Source organism: Kribbella sp. CA-293567 (genome assembly GCF_027627575.1).
Lineage (GTDB): Bacteria > Actinomycetota > Actinomycetes > Propionibacteriales > Kribbellaceae > Kribbella.
Genome location: NZ_CP114065.1, coordinates 5,472,678 through 5,492,267 on the forward strand (window position 1 = coordinate 5,472,678; position 19,590 = coordinate 5,492,267).

Below are 19,590 nucleotides of genomic sequence, written 5' to 3' on the forward strand. Positions count from 1 at the left end.
GTCAGCGGCGGTCGGTGACGAGGATGCGGTTCAGCGTCTCGATGTTGTCGACACACTTGCCGGCGCCCAGCACGACGGCGTCCAGCGGGTTGTCGGCGACATGGATCGGGATGCCGGTCTCGTGCCGCAGCCGCTCGTCCATCCCCTTCAGCAGCGCGCCGCCGCCGGTCAGCACGATGCCGCGGTCGACGATGTCGCCGGCCAGCTCGGGCGGGGTCTTGTCCAGGGTGGCCTTGACCGCGTCGACGATCGCGGTGATCGGCTCCTCGATCGCCTGCCGGATGCTGGCCGAGGACACCTTCACCGTGCGCGGCAGGCCGGAGACCATGTCGCGGCCGCGGATCTCGGAGTCCGGGCCGTCCGCGCTCGGGAAGGCCGAGCCGATGGTCATCTTGATCTGCTCGGAGGTGGCCTCGCCGAGCATCAGCGAGTACTCCTTCTTGCAGTAGTTCACGACGGCCTTGTCGATCGCGTCGCCGGCCACCCGGATCGACTGGCTGGTGACGATGCCGCCGAACGAGATCACCGCGACCTCGGTGGTGCCACCGCCGATGTCGACCACCATGTTGCCGGTCGCGTCCCGGACCTCGAGGTTCGAGCCGAGCGCGGCGGCCATCGGCTCCTCGATGATGTAGACCTTGCGGGCGCCGGCCATGTAGCCGGCGTCGCGGACGGCGCGCTGCTCCACCGCGGTGATGCCCGACGGGACGCAGACCACGATCCGCGGCTTGGCGAAGTACCGGCGGCGGTGCACGCGCTGGATGAAGTACCGCAGCATCTGCTCGGCGGCGTCGAAGTCGGCGATCACGCCGTCCTTGAGCGGCCGGATGGCGGTGATGTTGCCCGGCGTACGGCCGATCATCTTCTTCGCCTCGGCGCCGAAGGCGACCGCCTCGCGCGGTTCGTCGGTACGGATCGCCACCACGGACGGCTCGTTCAGGACGACGCCGCGACCGCGGACGTAGACGAGTGTGTTGGCTGTACCGAGGTCGACCGCCATGTCACGGCCGAGCATGCTGTTCGCCATCTCGGCGCGCCCTCCACCTGCTCGGGTCCCGGAGTTCTCAGGCTAGGCGCGGACCCTGCGCCAACCGGGGACCGACACGACCCGTCCGCCCACGACGCATCGTATCGGTCCACTCACCGGTTGTTCGCGCCGCCCTGCCTGCCGGTACGGACGATGACGGCTACGGCAGGTCGGGGAACCAGATCTTGATCTCGCGCTCGGCCGACTCCGGCGAGTCGGAGCCGTGCACCAGGTTCTCCCGGTTCGACAGCGACAGGTCGCCGCGGATCGTGCCCGGCGCGGCCTTGCGGCCGTCGGTGGCACCGTTCAGGCCACGGACGACCTCGACCGCCTCGTCACCCTCGAGCACCAGCGCGACCAGCGGGCCGCTGGTGACGAAGGTGCGCAGCGGCGGGTAGAAGTCCCGCTCGACGTGCTCGGCGTAGTGCTGGTCGGCGAGGTCGCCGTCGATCGTGCGCAGGTCCATCGCGACGACGGCGAGGCCCTTCGCCTCGAACCGTCCGAGGACCTCCCCGACCAGGCCACGGCGTACGGTGTCGGGCTTGAGCAGGACGAGGGTGCGCTGCGACATGTCTGTTCTCTCCGATGAGTCTGGCGGATGCTGCGGCCGAGCCTAGTGGTGCCGGTCAGCCGGCCTGGGCCTGGGCGGCCTTGGCCTCGTCGATCCGGCGGCCGAGCACGATCGACGCCACCCAGAAGGCGGCGAAGGCCGCACCGAGGACGAACATCACCGGTACGACGAAGCCGAGGCCGACCGCGGCGACCTGGAGGACCGAGCCGAGGATGTAGCCGACCCGGTTGCGCAGCAGCCCGGCCGCGACCAGTGCGAGCACCGCCAGCCCCAGGCACAGCGGGAGCGCCGTACTGGGCTCGACGTCGGCCACCGAGATCATCACCGGCGTGACGAGGGCCAGCACCAGGAACTCGAAGGCGAGCACGATGCTCGCCAGCGACCTCACCGCTTCTCCCCGGCCGTCTTGCGGACCAGCAGCGTGCGGGCCTCGCCCGCGGTGATCACCGAGCCGGTGACCAGGACGCCGCCGGTGCCCATCGCGAGCGCGTTCTCCTCGGCCAGCCGGATCGCGTCGTCGATCGCGTCGAGCAGCTTCGGCCGGACCAGCACCCGGTCCTCGCCGAAGATCTCGGCCGCGATCTCGCCCAGTTCCTCGGCCGGCATCGACCGCTCGAACGAGTTCCGGGTGCAGACGACGGTCTCCATGATCGGCTCGTAGGCCTCCAGGATCGCGTACACGTCCTTGTCCTTCATGCAGCCCAGGACGCCGATCAGCGGCTGGAACGCGAACGCCTCGGACACGGTCGCGGCGGTCGCCTCGGCACCGTGCGGGTTGTGCGCGGCGTCGACGATCACCGTCGGGCTGGTCCGGACGACCTCCATCCGGCCCGGGCTGGTGACCTCGGCGAAGCCCGCCTCGACCAGTTCGCGGGTCATCCGGTCGCCCTCGTTCTGGCTGGTCGCGCCGAGCAGCGCCTCGACCGCGGCCAGCGCGGTGGCGGCGTTGTGGGCCTGGTACTCACCGTGCAGCGGCAGGAAGATGTCGTCGTACTCGCCGCCGAGACCCTTGAACGAGATCAGCTGACCGCCGACGGCGACCGAGCGGCTGACCACGCCGTACTCGAGTCCCTCGCGGGCGACCTGGGCGCCGACCTCGGCGGCCCGGCGGACCAGGACCTCGGCGACGTCCAGGCTCTGCTGCGCGATCACGGTGGTGCCGCCGGGCTTGATGATCCCGGACTTGTCGCGAGCGATGGTGACCGGATCCGCGCCGAGGATGTGCGCGTGGTCGACCGCCACCGGGGTGATCACCGAGACGGTGCCGTCGGCGACGTTGGTGGAGTCCCAGGTGCCGCCGAGACCGACCTCGATCACCGCGACGTCGACCGGGGCGTCGGCGAAGGCCGCGAACGCCATCCCGGTCATCACCTCGAAGAACGACAGCGGGTGCTCGTTCTCGGAGTCGACCACGTCGACGTACGGCTCGATCTCTGCGTAGACCTCGACGAAGCGCTGCTCGTCGATCGGCTCGCCGTTCAGGGTGATCCGCTCGCGGACCGTCTCCAGGTGGGGGCTGGTGAAGCGCCCGGTCCGCAACCCGGCCTCCTGCAGCAGCGCGTCGACCATCCGTGCGGTCGAGGTCTTGCCGTTGGTACCGGTCAGGTGCACGACCGGATAGCTCTTCTGCGGGTCGCCGAGCAGCTCCACGAGCCGCCGCACCCGGTCCAGCGTGGGGTCGATCTTGTTCTCCGGCCAGCGGGCCTGGAGCTTCGCCGATACCTCGGCATACGAGAGGTCACTCATCAGGTCGCCAGTGTAGGGCCCCGGGTCGAGAGTCCTTCGAGTGCTGGCGGTGTTCAGGTGCGTGCATCGCGGTGCTTGAGGAGCGTCCTCGATGTGGAGCATCGTGGATGCTTCTCAAGTGCCGCGAGGTGCGTGCCTGGGCGCCGCCAGCGCCGAAGGACGCTCAACCCGGGGCCCTCAGGAGGGCTGTGGATAACCCGTCGTGAGCACCCCTTGACAAGCACTAGGATTGCCGTATGACCGAGACGTCCCGCGTTCCAGACAAGCCCACCCTCGACGGCCTCGAGGAGAAGTGGGCTGCCGTATGGAAGGAGCAGCAGACCTACGCCTTCGACCGTACGGCGGAGCGTGCCGACGTCTACTCGATCGACACCCCGCCGCCGACCGTCTCCGGGTCGCTGCACGTCGGGCACATCTTCAGCTACACCCACACCGACCTGGTCGCGCGCTTCCAGCGGATGCGCGGCAAGAAGGTCTTCTACCCGATCGGCTGGGACGACAACGGCCTGCCGACCGAGCGCCGGGTGCAGAACTACTACGGCGTCCGCTGCGACCCGACCCTGCCCTACGACCCGGACTTCACCCCGCCGGAGAAGCCGGACGCGAAGAAGCAGATCCCGATCTCGCGGCAGAACTTCGTCGACCTGTGCGGTGAGCTGACGCACGTCGACGAGCAGGCGTTCGAGGCGATGTGGCGTCAGGTCGGCCTCAGCGTCGACTGGAACTACCTCTACACCACCATCTCCGAGGACTCCCGGCGCGCGTCGCAGCGGGCCTTCCTGCGCAACTTCGCCCGCGGCGAGGCGTACCTGTCCGAGGCCCCGACGATGTGGGACGTCACCTTCCAGACCGCCGTCGCCCAGGCCGAGCTCGAGGCCCGCGAGTACGCCGGCGCCTTCCACCGGGTCGCGTTCCACAGCGACAACGGCCCGATCTACATCGAGACCACCCGGCCCGAGCTGCTGCCGGCCTGCGTCGCGCTGATCGCCCACCCGACCGACGAGCGGTACCAGGACCTCTTCGGTACGACGGTCCGTTCGCCGCTGTTCGGCGTCGAGATCCCGGTGCTCGCGCACGAGGCCGCCGAGCCCGACAAGGGCGCCGGCATCGCGATGTGCTGCACCTTCGGTGACCTCACCGACGTGATCTGGTGGCGGGAACTGCAACTGCCGGTCCGCACGGTCATCGGGCGGGACGGGCGGCTGCTGCGCGACACCCCGGAGTGGCTCGAGGGTTCCGAGGCCGCGGCGTCGCTCTACGGCGAACTGGCCGGCAAGACCACCTTCAGCGCGCGTGAGCTGACCGTTGCCAAGCTGCGCGAGAGCGGCGACCTGGACGGCGAGCCGAAGCCGACCAAGCGGATGGCGAACTTCTTCGAGAAGGGCGACAAGCCGCTCGAGATCGTCTCCACCCGGCAGTGGTACATCAAGAACGGTGGCCGCGACGCCGACCTGAAGGCCGAGTTCATCGAGCGCGGCGACGAGCTCGGCTGGGTCCCCGAGCACATGAAGCACCGCTACCTGAACTGGGTCAACGGGCTGAACGGCGACTGGCTGATCTCCCGTCAGCGCTTCTTCGGCGTCCCGTTCCCGGTCTGGTACCCGCTCGGCCACGACGGCGAGCCGGACTACGCGCACCCGCTGATGCCGAGCGAGGCCGACCTGCCGATCGACCCGACCTCACAGGTCCCGGGTGGGTACGACGAGTCCCAGCGCGGCAAGCCGGGCGGCTTCGTCGCCGATCCCGACGTGATGGACACCTGGGCCACCTCGTCGCTCACCCCGCACATCGTCTGCGGCTGGGAGCGGGACAACGACCTGTTCGAGCGCACCTTCCCGATGGACCTGAACACGCACGCGCACGAGATCATCCGCACCTGGCTGTTCTCCCGCGTCGTCCGGGCACACTTCGAGAACGGCACCCTGCCCTGGGCGCGCTCGATGATCTCCGGGTTCGTCGTCGACCCCGACCGCAAGAAGATGTCGAAGTCCAAGGGCAACGCGGTCGTCCCGTCGGAGATCCTGGAGAAGTTCGGCTCCGACGCGGTCCGCTGGCGCGCGGCGATGGCCCGGCCGGGGATGGACTCGCCGTTCGACGAGTCGCAGATGAAGGTCGGCCGCCGGCTCGCGATCAAGGTCCTGAACGCCTCGAAGTTCGTCCTCGGCTTCGGTGCCACGTCGGTCGACGCCGCCGCCGTCACCGAGCCGGTCGACCTGGCGATGCTGGCCCAGCTGCGGACCGCGACCACGGAGGCGACCGAGGCCTTCGAGCGGTACGACTACACCGGCGCGCTGGAGATCGCGGAGCGGTTCTTCTGGAGCTTCTGCGACGACTACGTCGAGCTGGTCAAGGAGCGCGCGTACGGCGGTCACGGCGAGGCCGGTGCCACCTCGGCGAAGGCCGCGCTGGCAGTCGCGCTGTCGGTCCAGCTGCGCCTGCTCGCGCCGTACCTGCCGTTCGCGACCGAAGAGGTCTGGTCGTGGTGGCAGGAAGGCTCGATCCACCAGACCTCCTGGCCGGTCGCCGACGTCGACATCGCCGCCGCTGAGCAGGACCCGGCCGTCCTGGACGCCGTCGCCGAGGTGCTGGCGGGGATTCGCGGCGCCAAGTCGACGGCGCAGGTCTCGATGAAGACCGAGGTCTCGAAGGTCGAGGTCAGCGGCCCGGCAGCCCGGCTGACCCTGGCCGAGCGCGCCGAGGTCGACCTGCGGGCGGCCGGGCGGATCACCGGCGAGATCGTCTGGAGCCCGGACGAGTCGGAGTCCGTCTCGGTGATCGCCGCGCTGTAGGTCGCAGCTGGTCGAGGTTGTGTTGGCAGCGCTCGTCTCTCTCGGAGGCGGGCGTTGCTGGTTGGTGGGGGTTGGCACGGCGTCGAGGAGAAAGTGCAGACGCAACGGGCCGACTACCCTGCGGGGTCGCCTTGTCCTGATATGAAACGATCGGGGCGACCCAGCCAATCCCCCGGCGATCCGTCCGCGCGCCCCGAGGAGCACTTGATGAGCACCCCCACCACCCCCGGCCCGGACGACAAGCCCCAGCAGACGCCGCTTCCGCCGCAGACGCCGCAAGTTCCTGCTTCGCAGCCTGCTGAGACCGAGGCTCAGGCGAAGGCCGGTACGGGCGGTGTGTCGTCCGCGGGTGCGGCCAGCGGTACGCCGACCACCAAGCTTGCGGACGGTGGGGACGGCAAGCCACCGAAGGACGGCGCCGGTGAATCCGCCGGTAAGGGTCCGTGGTGGAAGGCGCCGGTGCGGGGGTTGAAGAAGGTTCGGTGGCGGCGGAATCCGTGGGTGACCGTGGGTGGGATCGTGCTGGCGTTGCTGGTGGTGGCGGCGGTCGGGTACTTCGCGGGGCTGGGGCCGATGAGCCGGCTGAACACCGCTCGGGGGATCGAGCCGCCGGTGAAGTTGGGCGGGCTGGATCGGGTCACCGACGCGCAGATCCGGGAGCAGCTGAAGCTGGACCAGACGCGGGAGGCGTTGAGCCGGATCAACGACGGCAAGCAGGCGACGGTCGAGGCGTACGGGAATCTCGACGGTCAGCGGCTCTTCGTGGTGATCGCGTTGCGGGGGAAGGTCGACATCGACAAGACGATCAAGGATTCGGGGGCGTCGCCGGAGATGGTCAAGCAGGTCGGTGACTCGACCTGTGTCGAGTCGAGCAAGACCCTGCCGACGCAGTGCTACCGCGGGTCGAACACGCTCACGATCATCGCCCAGGCAGCCAACGAAGGCGTCAGCGTGAACGACGTCGGGCCACTGGCCGACGAGGCGTTCGCGGCGATGAAGTAGTCACCCGAGCAGGCCCGCCAGAGCGATCATCACCGGGATCGACAGCAACGTGCTGAGCAGTACCGCGCTGCGCGCCAGTCTTCGCGCGGCGCGGTACTGCACGGCGTACACATAGACGTTCTGAGCAGTCGGCAATGCGGCGAGCAGCACCGGCGCGAGCAACGCAGGGCCTTCCAGACCGAGCAGCCAGCGGCCGACGCTGAACGCGACCAGCGGTTGGACGAGCGTCTTGAGCACCACGGCCAGGGCGACGTCCCGGTCGAGGTTGATCGAGTCCTTCGCGCCGCTCAGGCTCAACCCGTACGCCACCAGCGCGATCGGCACCGCCGCCGCAGCCACCAGATCCACCGGCCGCATCATCAACGACGGCAACTCGATCCCGATCGCCGCGACGAACAAGCCGAGCAGCGACGCGACGGACAGCGGGTTCCGCAACGGCCGGGTGGCCAGGGTCGTCCACGAGGCTCGCCGCCCACTTCCCTGCCGGTCCCCGTCCAGAATCGCGAACGCCACCGGCGCCATCACCAGCAGCTGGAACAGCACGATCGGCGCGACCAACGCACCATCGCCGAGCACGTACGCCGCGACCGGTACGCCGAGGTTGCCCGCGTTCACGTACGACGCGGCCAGTACGCCGACCGTCGCCTCCGACCGGCTCCGTCGCCACAGCAGCACCGCGACCAGCAGATACAGCACCTGGACCACGAACACTCCGGCCAGGTTGGTCAGCAGGACCGGCGAGAAGATCGCGTGCAGGTCGGCGCGGGCCACCGTGGTGAACAGCAGGGCCGGCGTCGCGACGAAGAACGCGAACCTCGACAGCACCAACTCGTCCTCGGGCCGCAGCACCCCGGCCAGACCGACCAGATATCCGAGCACGGCGACCGCCACGAGTGCGACGAAGGCAGCAACGACGGCGCTCATCCGGGGCTCAGACAGTCAGAGGGCTGGACACTCAAGCGATCGTAGCTGAAACGGTTCATCTGCAAGTTACTGACCCGCAAGCCCTCGGGATGGAAAGATTCCACCAACAGACCGAAGGATGGCCGCCATGAACACTTTCCCCCGTCCGAGCCGCAGCCCGCGCACCACCGGCGGCAAGCGCACCCGCACCGCCGTCGCTGCCGCCACCACCTTGGCAGCGCTCGCGACCCTCACCGTCGCCTCCACCAGCAGCGCCGCTGCTCAAAGCCCCACCCAGAGCAGCGACCAAGGTGCCGGGCAGCCCGTCGCCGTCCAGTACGCCGCCAACATCCTCCCCCTCGGCGACGCGGACCTCACCGAGACCCGCACGTCCACCGCCCTGGCCGAGGGCGTCACCCTGACCCGCATCGTCCGCGGCACCGAACCCGCCCCCGCGGACCAGATCAACACCACGCCCCGGGGCCCCTGGGTGGTCAACGTCCTCACCATCGACCCACGCAAGGCGCGCGGCGAACTGAAGGCCACCTACGGCGCGGACCTCGCCAAGGTCGAGAAGACCACCGACCTGGTCCGTACGGTGGGCGCCCTGGCCGGCGTCAACGCGTCCTTCTTCACCTTCACCGCCAGCGCCCTCTACCCCGGCGATCCGGTCGGCCTCGGCATCTTCGACGGCAAGCTGCTCAGTGAGCCGCTCACCGATCCGGCCGAGGCCAACTTCATCATCGATGCCAAGAGCAACAAAGCGGTGATGGGTCACCTGACCTGGTCCGGCAGCGTCAAGAACCCGAAGACCGGCACCACGCTGCCGCTCGAGTTCGTCAACCACCCGCCGGTGATCCCGGCCGCCTGCGCCACCCTCCCGGCTCAGACGGCGTGTGCCGAGCCCGGTGACGTCACGCTGTTCACCCCCGAGTTCGCCGCCACCACCCCGGCCGGCGCCGGCATCGAGGTCGTCCTCGACCGCGACGGTTGCGTCGAGCGGGTCGCCGCCACCCGCGGTACCAGCCTCACCAAGAGCCAGACCTCGCTGCAGGCGACAGGCAGCGACTCGAACGCGCTCCTCGGCATGGTTTCCCACACCTGCTTGAAGACCGACCTCGCCGTCGCCAACGAGTACGGCACCAACCTCAAGCTGAAGAAGGACCTGTACGCCGTGACCGGCCGCTACCGTCTCACCGCCAACGGCAAGATCGTCGTCCCGGCCGGTACCGGCAGCTTCTTCGACCGCAACCCGCGCACGATCGTCGGCACCGCCACCGACGGCAAGCTCACGCTGGCCACCATCGACGGCCGGCAGACCACCAGCGTCGGTACGACGATGGACGAGACCGCCGCGGTCGCCAAGTCGCTCGGCCTGCACGACGCGATCAACCTGGACGGCGGCGGCTCGACCGCGATGGCCGTGAACGGCGCCCTGGTCAGCCGCCCGAGCGGCACGAACGGCGCCGAGCGGGCGGTCGGCGACGCGCTGGTCTACGTCGAGAAGTAGCACCGGACCAACGGAAAGCCCAGGCGGACGACGCTGTCCGCCTGGGCTTTCCTGCTCTGCGGGACCTCAGAAGTTGCTGTTGGAGATTCCCTGTCCGAGGATCACCTGGTCGAAGGTGTTCCCGTCGTTGTCGTCGGTGTAGGCCACCGCGACCTCCGACCACGGAGACACCGCGACCACCAACTGCTCCTGCCGCCCGGCCGTCACCTGGCTCAACTGCTGAGCCGAAAGCCGTGGAGCGTCCGTCGTACCGGCCGGGTTGAAGCCGCGGACCCAGACGTCGAGGTCACTGGTCGTCCAGCCGACGACGCTGGTGGCCTGATCGTCGATACCCACCGACGGAACCTTGCCATTAGCAACGACTTGCAGGTCGGCGAACCGTGGGGCGCCGGCACCGTTGAAGCTCCGCGTCCACGCACCGGCACCCGACTCCCACGCGACCGCGAAGTCGCCGTTGAAGTTGGCGGCGACCGACGCGCGGGTCTGTGCCCCGGCGGTGGTGGCGTTCGCCGTACGCCGGGACAGCGTGACCGCTCCGTTCGTCCGGGCCAGCCCCACCAGCCCGATGTTGTACGACGGATCGGCTGATCCGTCGTCCCACACCACCACGGCATCTCCTGACGCCGAGACCGCGACGTCCGGATTGTGGTGCTGACCCGTGGTGGTGGAGGCGGTGACTTCCCATGCCCGCGTTGTCGGACCGGTGAACCCCGCCGCCTTGACCGTCGGCAGTGCGCCGGCAGGTGTCTGCAGGTCCTCCCACACCACCGTGAAGGCGACGGCGGCACTCGAGGGAGCACCGTCCGGATCGACAGCGACCCGTGGATTCCTTTGCTGGCCGTCGGAATTGCTGTTGGCGCTCCCCGTGGCCGTGACGGTTCCCGCTGTGTTCACGACGCGGTACGGGACGTTGTAGTACCCGTTGCCGTCCGGGTCGTCGGCCCACACCACGACGGCGTTGCCCTTGTCGTCCAGGCCGACATCCGGGTGCAGGTGGCGCCAGGTGGTGACTCCGCTGCCGCCCGCGGCCGACAGCTTCTTCTCGTAGAGTGCCGTCCCGTTGCGGTACAACCGCAGGAAGATCTCGCTGTGGGTGTTGTCGGCAGCATCGGTCGAGTCCCGGTCGTCCTCCCACACCACGGCGACGTACCCGTTGCGGTTGGTCGCGATGGCGGCAGCGTCCTGGTCTCCGGACGCCACGCTGTTCGCGGTCGACCAGATCGGTGTCGCGATCGCGGCATGAGCTGCGGGAGTCACGAAGCCGACCAGCAGCGAGGGTACGGCGACAGCGGTGGCGACAAGCTTCTTCTTCATCGCTGATCTCCTCAGACGGCCTGAAGGCCGGGCCGGCCCTCTTCGATCACGAACGACTTCGCGGTACCGACCGCGCCGTCGTGTTCCGAAACCTTCGCCACGGTGCGGAAGTCGGCCCGCAGCTGGGTCGGCGACAGCGTCGTCCGGATGTAGCCGCGGCGGTTGCTGTAGAACTTCAGCCACGGATTGGTCCCGACGTCGGGGATCGCGGTCGCCGCGTCGCCGTCACCACCCGAGGTCGCCGAGCTGGTGACGAGCTCGCTGCCGATCACGGCCGAGTTCGCGTTGTTGTAGTCGGCCATCAGGTTGTTGCCCCAAGCGCGGTGAACGTCACCGGTGAGCACCACCGGGTTGCGGACGCCGCGACTGACCCAGCCCTGCTGGATGCGGGCCCGGGAGGCGCGGTAGCCGTCCCACGAGTCCATGCTCGCGCCGGAGGCGTTGAAGCGCCGTGCGAAGAACACCTGCTGTCCGATGATGTCCCAGGTGGCGGCCTTCTGGGCCAGACCGTTCAGCAGCCAGGTCTCCTGGGCGTTGCCCGGCAGGCTTCGCGTGGCCAGGTCGGCGTCGGAGCAGACCTTCCAGCCGTCACCACAGGCCTGGTCGTTGCGGTACTGCCTGGTGTCTAGCATGTGGAAGGTCGCCAGCTTGCCCCACTGCAGGCGCCGGTAGAGCGGGATGGAGGCGCCGTTGCTGGCCTGGGCCGGCCGCAGCGGCATGTTCTCGTAGTAGGCCTTGTAGGCGGCGCTGCGCCGGGCGGTCCATTGCGCCGCAGTCAGCGACGGCGTGCTGTCGGCACGGATGTTGCCGGCGTGGTTGTTCTCCACCTCATGGTCGTCCGGTACGACGATCCACGGCGCGACCGCGTGCGCCGCCTGCAGGTCCGGGTCCGACTTGTACTGCGCATAGCGGCGCCGGTAGTCGGCCAGGGTGGTGATCTCGGTGCCGCCCAGGTGGAGTCGCGTGCGGCCCGCAGTACCGGGGTACTCGTAGATGTAGTCACCCAGGAAGAGGATGAGACCTGGGTTGTCCTCAGCCATCCGCCGGTACGCCGTGTAGTAGCCCTCCTCGTAGTGCGCGCACGAGGTGAACGCCATGGTGAGGTCACGGCCGTTGGTGCCCGCTGCAGGCGCAGTACGAGTGCGTCCTACGGGCGACACGTGTCCCTGAGCACGGAAACGGTAGAAGTAGTCCGAGTCGGGGTTGAGACCAGCCGGGACGACATGCACCGAGTGCGCCGCGCCGTACGTCGCAGTGACGGTACCCGAGGCGACAAGTGTGCTGAACGACTCGCTGGTCGACACCTGCCAGTCCACGGCGACGTTGGCGTTCGCCATACCGCCTTGGCCGTCCGCGTTGAGCGGAGACGGAGCCAGCCGGGTCCACAGGACGACACTGCTCGCGTCGGGCTCACCGGAGGCGATGCCCAGCTGGAACGGATACGGGGTGGCCGCGGTGGCCGAGATGATGCTGGAACGGGCAGGCAGTGCGGTGGCGCCGGCGGCCGCGAGGCCGCCGAGGACAAGGGTTCGACGACTGATGGGGGTCATGGGCCTCACCTTTCGAGGTGCGCATTGGGGCGGTTCGTGCCCATGATCCCCACAGTCCCGTAACTTTCCTACACCTTGTCCTACCGGACAACGGCCCCCTGGATGAACTTCTGGGTGCGCTGCTCGGCGGTCGGCACCGGATCGAACGGCTTACGGTCCTGCTGGCAGGTGCTGCCGTCGGCGGGCGCCTTGAGTTGTGTCAGGTACTCCGTGATCCGGGCGTCGGCGCAGGCGCTCTTGCCCAGCGTGGTGTGCCCCCAGCCCTCGACCGTGAGCATCCGCGCGTCCGGGTACAGGTCGGAGTACGGGCGGGTCGCCTGGTACGGCGTGGCCGGGTCGTAGCGGGTGCCGATCACCAGCACCGGCGCCTTCACCTTGTTCTCCCACGGTCCGAGGAAGGCGTCGTTGTCCCGGATCGGCAGGAACTCACAGGTCAGTCCGACCCACGAGCGCATCCGGCCGAAGTGGGGGGCGCGCTGGTTCGTCTGGTCCGCCCAGGCCGGGTAGGCAAGCGGGCGACCGGTCTTCTTCGCGTCAACACAGAACTGCAGGGACCCGCCCAGCGACGGGTACTCCTCCTTGCGGTTGTTCCACTCCAGCAGCGCTCGCGGCGCCTTCAGCCCGGCCGTGGCACCTGCCTTGGCCGCTGCCTTCGGGATGGCGGCCACTTCGGCGTAGAAGGCTGCGAGATCGGGCCACATCGCCGGCTCGTACAGGTACTGGAACGTCAACGCCACGGCGTCCTGATACCGCAACTGCTGCTGGGTACCGTCGGGCAGTGTCACCATCACAGGTCCCGCCTTGAGCCGCGTCAACACACCCTCCACCACCGTCGAGGGGTCGCCGAGCTCGGCGACCGGACACTGGCTCGGCCCGGCCTTCTTGCACTCCGCCTTGAACTGCGCGAACGTCTCCGTCGCCCCCTCGCTCTGCCGCAGCCGTACGCCGACCGGCCGCCGGTCGCCGTCCGAGCCCGAGTACCACGAGGGCAGCAGCGTTCCGTCGAGGACGAGCGCGCGGACGTTGTCCGGGAAGAACTTCGCGTACGTCGCTCCGAGGTCGGTGCCGTAGGAGTAGCCGACGTAGGAGAGCTTCCTGTCACCGACCGCCTGCCGGAGCAGATCCATGTCACGCGCGACGTTCGCGGTCGAGAAGTGCGCCAGCCGATCGGGCGACGTGGTCAGGCAACTGGCGGCCAGCTTGAGATTCGCCTTCAGATAGGCCTTGTCCTCGGCCGGCGTGATCGGGAACGAGGTCACCTCGCCGAGCGCGGCCGCTTCCTCGGCTGCCGTCGGGTAGCAGGTGACCGGATCCGACTTGCCGACGCCGCGCGGGTCGAAGCCCAGGATGTCGAACTGCGCCCGCACCTGCGGCGTGTAGGCGAACTGTGCGGCCTGCTGGACGAAAGGCACGCCCGGGCCACCGGGTCCACCCGGGTTGGTGAACAAGGTGCCGATCCGCTTGGCGGGGTCGCTCGCCGGCAGTCGGGTCAACGCGATCGTCGTGGTAGCGCCGCGCGGCCGGTCGTAGTCGGTCGGAACCTCCACAGTGGCGCACTGGAAGGCTTTCAGCGCTGGATCGGACCCGCAGCCGGTCCAGTTGATCTTGGGTACCGTTGGTCGCGGCGTGGCGGCGGCAACTGTGGTCGGCGCTACCAGAGCGGTGGCTGCCAGCAAGGCCGAGAACCGTAGGGCGGTACGTGAACTCATAGTTTCCCCAGAGAGTCGACGGTTCGGACGAAGTCGACGCTATGACGGGGAGCTGTCAGTGCGAGTCCACCACGAGAACGAGGCCGGTCATCCGCCTGTCAGCGGATGCCGGCCCCTCTCAGGAGTGAAGCTGGTGAGCAGAACTCACCCGTGCTGGGGATTGCCTGGTCAGGCGGTCTTCTCGCGGCGCTCGCGCTTGCGCTCGATCTGGTCGCGCGGAATCAGCGTCGGGTTGACGTTCTCCAGCACGACCTCGCCGGTGACGACGACCTTGGCCACGTCCTCACGGCTGGGCACCTCGTACATCACGTTGAGGAGCACCTCCTCCATGATCGCGCGCAGACCACGTGCGCCGGTCCCGCGCAGCAGCGCCTGGTCGGCGATCGCGTCGACCGCGTCGTCGGTGAACTCGAGCTCGACGTTGTCGATCTCGAACAGCCGCCGGTACTGCTTGACCAGCGCGTTCTTCGGCTCCGACAGGATCTTGATCAACGCGTCCCGGTCCAGCGGGGAGACCGTCGTGATGACGGGCAACCGGCCGATGAACTCGGGGATCAGACCGAACTTGAGCAGATCCTCCGGCATCACGTCGGAGTAGCCGCTGAGTTCCTTCGGCTTCTCCGGCTCGCGCGAGGCGTTGAAGCCGAGGGTCTTCTTGCCGACCCGCTGCTCCACCATGTGGTCCAGGCCGGCGAACGCGCCACCGACGATGAACAGCACGTTGGTGGTGTCGATCTGGATGAACTCCTGGTGCGGGTGCTTGCGGCCGCCCTGCGGCGGAACGCTGGCCGTCGTCCCCTCGAGGATCTTCAGCAGCGCCTGCTGCACGCCCTCGCCGGACACATCGCGGGTGATCGACGGGTTCTCGCTCTTGCGGGCGATCTTGTCGACCTCGTCGATGTAGATGATCCCGGTCTCGGCCTTCTTGACGTCGTAGTCGGCCGCCTGGATCAGCTTCAGCAGGATGTTCTCGACGTCCTCGCCGACGTAGCCCGCCTCGGTCAGCGCGGTGGCGTCGGCGATCGCGAACGGAACGTTCAGCATCCGGGCCAGGGTCTGCGCCAGGTACGTCTTGCCGCAGCCCGTCGGGCCGATCAGCAGGATGTTCGACTTGGCCAGCTCGACCGCTTCGTCCTTGGCGTGCCGGCCGGCGCTCGAGGAGCCCTGACCGTCACGGACGCGCTTGTAGTGGTTGTAGACCGCCACTGCCAGCGCCTTCTTCGCCACGTCCTGTCCGACGACGTAGGCATTGAGGAAGTCGTAGATCTCGCGGGGCTTCGGCAGCTCCGTCAGACCGACCTCGGAGCCCTCGTTCAGCTCCTCCTCGATGATCTCGTTACAGAGATCGATGCACTCGTCGCAGATGTAGACGCCGGGACCGGCGATGAGCTTCTTGACCTGCTTCTGGCTCTTCCCGCAGAACGAGCATTTGAGCAGATCACCGCCGTCACCTATGCGTGCCACCGGGACAGATCCCTTCTCTGAGCAGTCGAACCGGGCGGAGTCGAACCTCAACCGTCTCGGGGCTGATCCCCACCCGGAACTCGCTTCGACGGTACCGCGCCAGGGGCCGAAACACCGTGCTCACCGACGCGTTGTGACTACGCCGGTGGCGAACGCACTGTGGCTTGACAGTGCGAGGGGGTGTCTCCTTGTCTCGTGCAGTCGCGAGCAGGTGCTCGGTGCGGTAGCTCGGTGTGCTGGAGTGGAGGCCTCGATGCTCTTCCATCGTGGCCTTTGCTCCAGTGCGCCGAGCTGCCGTGCCGAGTGCCGCGCAGCACGCACGAGACAAGGAGACACGCCCTGAGCCGCTGGGGACAGTACCGTCGAAGCGGACGGTCGTTCTCAGACGCCGGCCGGGACCGGGGTCTTGAGGGTCTGCAGGATGTCGTCGATCAGGCCGTACTCGATGGCCTGCTCGGCGGTCAGGAACTTGTCCCGCTCGATGTCGCGCGAAACCTCTTCGACCGGCTTGCCGCTGGCCTCGGCGAGCATCGTCTCCAGCAGCGCGCGCAGCCGCAGGATCTCGTTCGCCTGGATCTCGATGTCGCTGGACTGACCGAAGGTGCCCTCGGTGGCCGGCTGGTGGATGATGATCCGGCTGTTCGGCAGGGCGAGGCGCTTGCCCGGCGTACCGGCGGCGAGCAGTACCGCGGCGGCCGAGGCGGCTTGGCCGAGGCAGACCGTCTGCACGTCCGGCTTGATGTAGCGGATGGTGTCGTAGATCGCGGTCAGCGCCGTGAACGAACCACCGGGCGAGTTGATGTAGATGCTGATGTCCCGGTCGGAGTCCATCGCCTGCAGGCAGAGCAGCTGCGCCATCACGGCGTTGGCGATCTCGTCGGTGATCGGGGTGCCGAGGAAGATGATGCGGTCCTCGAACAGCTTGGTGTAGGGGTCGATCCGGCGCATGCCGTACGACGTGCGCTCCTCCCACTGCGGGATGAAGTAGTTCATGCGATGTCCTTACGAACGAAGTGGGAGGTCAGGAGTTCGGGCTGCCGCTGCTCAGCTGAGCCGCGCTGGCCACGACGTGGTCGATGAAGCCGTAGTCCTTCGCCTGGTCCGCGGTGAACCAGCGGTCCCGGTCGGCGTCGGTCTCGACCTGCTCGAGCGGCTGGCCGGTGTGCTCGGCGATCAGCTTGAACAGCTGGGCCTTGATGTGCAGCGACTGCTGGGCCTGGATCTTGATGTCGGAGGCGGTACCACCCATGCCGCCGGAGGGCTGGTGCATCATGATCCGCGCGTGCGGCAGGGCGAAGCGCTTGTTCTTCGCGCCGGCGCAGAGCAGGAACTGGCCCATCGAGGCGGCCAGGCCCATCCCGACCGTGGCGACGTCGTTGGAGATCCACTGCATGGTGTCGTAGATCGCCATGCCGGAGTCCACCGACCCACCCGGTGAGTTGATGTACAGCCAGATGTCCTTGTTGGGGTCCTCGGCGTTGAGGAGCAGCATCTGTGCGCAGATCGCGTTCGCATTGTCGTCGCGAACCTCCGACCCCAGAAAGATGATCCGGTTGGTCAGCAGGCGCTGGTAGATGTGGTCGTCGAGTCCGCCGGATCCGGTGCCGCCCGCGGCGGTGGGGCTGGCTGCAAATGTCTCGTTCACGAAGCCGACATTACTGGTCCGCGACGACAGACCTAAGGCTGGTAGGCACCTGTTCGCTCACGGCGCACGCCGTCTGCTCTCAGCTAACCCCGGAACAGCCCCGGATTCCGCCCACGACCAGCGGCCGTGAACACCACCCGGTGACCGTGAACAGGTTATTTCCTGTTCAAGGTCGCCAGTTCCTGTTCAAGCCCACCGGGTGGTGTTGGGGGTCGCTGGGTGGTGTTCGGGGTCGCTGGGTGGTGTTGGAGGTCGCTTGTTGTGGGGGGAGAAACGCCGACGGCCCCGGATCCGCTGGGGATCCGGGGCCGTCGAGGGGTGCGTCAGGCCTTGGCGGGCTCTTCCTCGGCCGGGGCCTCGGCGTCGGCCTCAGCGGCCGGGTCGGCGTAGGTGCCGTCGGGCTGCAGGGTCTTCAGCTCGACGGTGTTGCCGGAGGCGTCGGTGACCTTGGCGTTCTCGACCAGGTGCGCCAGCGCCTTGCCGCGGACGACCTCGGAGACCAGGCTCGGGACCAGGTTGTTCTCGACGGCGTGCTGGGCGAACTGGTCCGGGCTTACGTTGGACCGCTGCGCGTGCCGGACGATGTGCTCGGTCAGCTCCTGGTCGTTGACGCTGAGCTCCTGCTGCTCGGCGACCAGGTCGAGCACGAACTGGGCCTTGATGGCGTCCTCGGAACGCTTCTTCAGGTCCTCGTCGAACTCTTCCTCGGTCTGCTCCTCGCCCTCGAGGAACTGCGCGAAGGTCATCCCGGAGTACCCGAGCTGCTGCTCGAGGTTCTCCCGGCGGGCCGCCAGCTCGTCGGTCAGCAGGCCCTCGGGGACCGGCACCTCGACCATGGTGAGGATCTTCTCCAGGACGGCGTCGCGGGCGTCGCCGGCCTGCTCGAGGCGCTTGCCGCGCTCCAGCCGCCCACGGACGTCGCTGGTCAGCTCCTCGGCGGTGTCGAACTCCGACGCGGTCTGGGCGAAGTCGTCGTCGAACTCCGGCAGCTCCTGCTCCTTGACCGCGGTCACGGTGACCTCGACGTCGACGTCCTCGCCCTTGAGCTCACCGCCGACCAGCTGGGTCACGAAGGTCTTCGACTCGCCGGCGTTCAGGCCGAGCACCGCGTCGTCCAGACCGTCCAGCAGCTGACCGCTGCCGACCTGGTAGGACAGGCCGGTGGCCTGCGCCTCCTCGATCTTCTCGCCGTCCTTGGTGGCCGACAGGTCGATCGTGATGAAGTCCTTGTCACCGACCGCGCGCTCGACCGGGTTGAGCGAACCGAACCGCTGCCGCAGCGCCTCGATCTGCTCGGTCACCTCGTCGTCGCTGATCGCGATGTCCTCGACACCGGCCTCGATCCCCTCCAGGTCCGGCAGGGTGATCTCGGGGCGCACCTCGACCTCGGCGGAGAACTGCAGGCTCTCCTTGTCGTTGAACTCGGTGACGTCCACCTCGGGCCGGCCGATCGCCTTGACCTGGTTGTCCTGGACGGCCTGCGAGTACAGCTTCGGCAGCGCGTCGTTGATCGCCTCTTCGAGCACCGGGCCACGGCCGACGCGCTGGTCGATGACCTGCGGCGGGATCTTGCCCTTGCGGAAGCCCGGTACGACGATCTGGCTGCCAATGCTCTTGTACGCCGCGTCGAGGCTCGGCTTGAGCTCCTCGAACGGCACCTCGACGATGAGCTTGACCTTGGTCGGGCTCAAGGACTCGACGGTGCTCTTCACGGTGGCGGTTCTCCTTGATCGATGACGTTCACAGCCGCGGCCGGACAGGCCGCGCTGCACGGTGCTGCATGGGGTTTGTCGGGGCGACAGGACTCGAACCTGCGGTCTCCTGCTCCCAAAGCAGGCGCGCTAGCCACTACGCTACGCCCCGCAGTGACCGCACGAGTCTAGTGGACGCGAACCAGTGCTCGCGCCACCACCCCCCTGCGACCTCTCGATCACCGCCCTGCCGGGGACCGGTTTGAGCCGCGACCCGGGAATGTGGAATCATGTCCATGTGCCCACGACGGGCGCTGCGGGTGTAGCTCAATGGTAGAGCCCCAGTCTTCCAAACTGACTACGCGAGTTCGATTCTCGTCACCCGCTCAGCACCGAAAGGCCCCCGGTCCCCGGGGGCCTTTCGTCGTTCCTGCAGCCGGAACGGTTGGTTGATCAGCCGGTCGGATTGGCGGTGAACGGTTCGTCCTACCGCGAACGTCAGTACTCAGGATCAAGCCGGTGAGCGCGAGCCGTCGGCGCAGTTGGATCGAACCTCACCTTGGCCGAGCCTCGCTCGACTGAGGTTGAGCATCGCCGGGCTGAGGCTGAACTGAGCCTCGCGTCAGTGCTGTCATGGCAGCGGGACGAGCGACGCAGGAGCGAGGTAGC

The 19,590-nt window shown here is 68.2% G+C and carries 15 protein-coding genes and 2 tRNA genes; 4 read left to right on the forward strand and 13 right to left on the reverse strand.

The genetic code is table 11. The features are described 5' to 3' along the window. Nucleotide 1 precedes the first annotated feature (1 nt). From OX958_RS25165 to OX958_RS25180, 4 genes are all read right to left on the reverse strand, one after another. Complete coding sequence (locus OX958_RS25165) at nucleotides 2-1,027, reverse strand: rod shape-determining protein (protein ID WP_270131883.1); 1,026 nt, start codon at nucleotides 1,025-1,027, stop codon at nucleotides 2-4. A gap of 160 nt (nucleotides 1,028-1,187) precedes the next feature. After that, nucleotides 1,188-1,598 carry a nucleoside-diphosphate kinase gene (gene ndk, locus OX958_RS25170; RefSeq protein ID WP_270131885.1) on the reverse strand — a complete coding sequence of 137 codons (411 nt, stop codon included), beginning with the start codon at nucleotides 1,596-1,598 and terminating at the stop codon, nucleotides 1,188-1,190. Between the two features lie 55 nt (nucleotides 1,599-1,653). Next, the gene (locus OX958_RS25175) at nucleotides 1,654-1,986 is read right to left on the reverse strand and encodes a DUF4233 domain-containing protein (RefSeq protein WP_270131886.1); all 333 of its coding nucleotides are present in this window, start codon (nucleotides 1,984-1,986) and stop codon (nucleotides 1,654-1,656) included. Further along, complete coding sequence (locus OX958_RS25180) at nucleotides 1,983-3,344, reverse strand: bifunctional folylpolyglutamate synthase/dihydrofolate synthase (protein ID WP_270131887.1); 1,362 nt, start codon at nucleotides 3,342-3,344, stop codon at nucleotides 1,983-1,985. Before OX958_RS25180 ends, OX958_RS25175 begins: the two co-directional genes overlap by 4 nt. Nucleotides 3,345-3,580: 236 nt before the next feature. Here OX958_RS25180 and valS point away from each other — a divergent pair, with 236 nt between their 5' ends. After that, nucleotides 3,581-6,133, forward strand: coding sequence for a valine--tRNA ligase (valS, locus tag OX958_RS25185; protein WP_270131888.1), 2,553 nt, complete (start codon nucleotides 3,581-3,583; stop codon nucleotides 6,131-6,133). A gap of 207 nt (nucleotides 6,134-6,340) precedes the next feature. Next, nucleotides 6,341-7,135: a hypothetical protein gene (locus OX958_RS25190; protein ID WP_270131889.1), complete on the forward strand. Its 795-nt coding sequence runs from the start codon at nucleotides 6,341-6,343 to the stop codon at nucleotides 7,133-7,135. On the opposite strand, the gene OX958_RS25195 is transcribed toward OX958_RS25190, so the two are convergent. Continuing rightward, the gene (locus tag OX958_RS25195) at nucleotides 7,136-8,059 is read right to left on the reverse strand and encodes an AEC family transporter (protein ID WP_270131890.1); all 924 of its coding nucleotides are present in this window, start codon (nucleotides 8,057-8,059) and stop codon (nucleotides 7,136-7,138) included. A gap of 127 nt (nucleotides 8,060-8,186) precedes the next feature. Between OX958_RS25195 and OX958_RS25200 the strand changes: the two genes are divergently transcribed. Beyond that, nucleotides 8,187-9,548 carry a phosphodiester glycosidase family protein gene (locus tag OX958_RS25200; protein WP_270131891.1) on the forward strand — a complete coding sequence of 454 codons (1,362 nt, stop codon included), beginning with the start codon at nucleotides 8,187-8,189 and terminating at the stop codon, nucleotides 9,546-9,548. Nucleotides 9,549-9,614: 66 nt separating this feature from the next. Here the strand turns inward: OX958_RS25200 and OX958_RS25205 are convergent, their stop codons facing one another. From OX958_RS25205 to OX958_RS25240, 8 genes are all read right to left on the reverse strand, one after another. Further along, complete coding sequence (locus OX958_RS25205; protein ID WP_270131892.1) at nucleotides 9,615-10,862, reverse strand: hypothetical protein; 1,248 nt, start codon at nucleotides 10,860-10,862, stop codon at nucleotides 9,615-9,617. Nucleotides 10,863-10,873: 11 nt separating this feature from the next. Beyond that, nucleotides 10,874-12,412, reverse strand: a complete 1,539-nt coding sequence (locus OX958_RS25210; RefSeq protein WP_270131893.1) for an alkaline phosphatase D family protein — start codon at nucleotides 12,410-12,412, stop codon at nucleotides 10,874-10,876. 80 nt (nucleotides 12,413-12,492) lie between these two features. Next, nucleotides 12,493-14,121 (reverse strand): alpha/beta hydrolase, encoded by a 1,629-nt coding sequence (locus OX958_RS25215; RefSeq protein WP_270131894.1) that lies wholly within the window; start codon nucleotides 14,119-14,121, stop codon nucleotides 12,493-12,495. A 168-nt stretch (nucleotides 14,122-14,289) separates the two neighbouring features. Further along, nucleotides 14,290-15,585: an ATP-dependent Clp protease ATP-binding subunit ClpX gene (gene clpX, locus OX958_RS25220; protein ID WP_270131896.1), complete on the reverse strand. Its 1,296-nt coding sequence runs from the start codon at nucleotides 15,583-15,585 to the stop codon at nucleotides 14,290-14,292. 381 nt (nucleotides 15,586-15,966) lie between these two features. Beyond that, the gene (locus OX958_RS25225) at nucleotides 15,967-16,578 is read right to left on the reverse strand and encodes an ATP-dependent Clp protease proteolytic subunit (protein WP_270131897.1); all 612 of its coding nucleotides are present in this window, start codon (nucleotides 16,576-16,578) and stop codon (nucleotides 15,967-15,969) included. A 28-nt stretch (nucleotides 16,579-16,606) separates the two neighbouring features. Further along, on the reverse strand, nucleotides 16,607-17,230 hold the full coding sequence (locus OX958_RS25230; protein ID WP_270131898.1) for an ATP-dependent Clp protease proteolytic subunit: 624 nt from the start codon (nucleotides 17,228-17,230) through the stop codon (nucleotides 16,607-16,609). Between the two features lie 323 nt (nucleotides 17,231-17,553). Further along, nucleotides 17,554-18,942 (reverse strand): trigger factor, encoded by a 1,389-nt coding sequence (tig, locus tag OX958_RS25235; RefSeq protein WP_270131899.1) that lies wholly within the window; start codon nucleotides 18,940-18,942, stop codon nucleotides 17,554-17,556. 78 nt (nucleotides 18,943-19,020) lie between these two features. After that, a tRNA-Pro gene (locus tag OX958_RS25240) sits at nucleotides 19,021-19,093 on the reverse strand. Between the two features lie 144 nt (nucleotides 19,094-19,237). Between OX958_RS25240 and OX958_RS25245 the strand changes: the two genes are divergently transcribed. Next, a tRNA-Gly gene (locus OX958_RS25245) sits at nucleotides 19,238-19,308 on the forward strand. Nucleotides 19,309-19,590 lie beyond the last annotated feature (282 nt).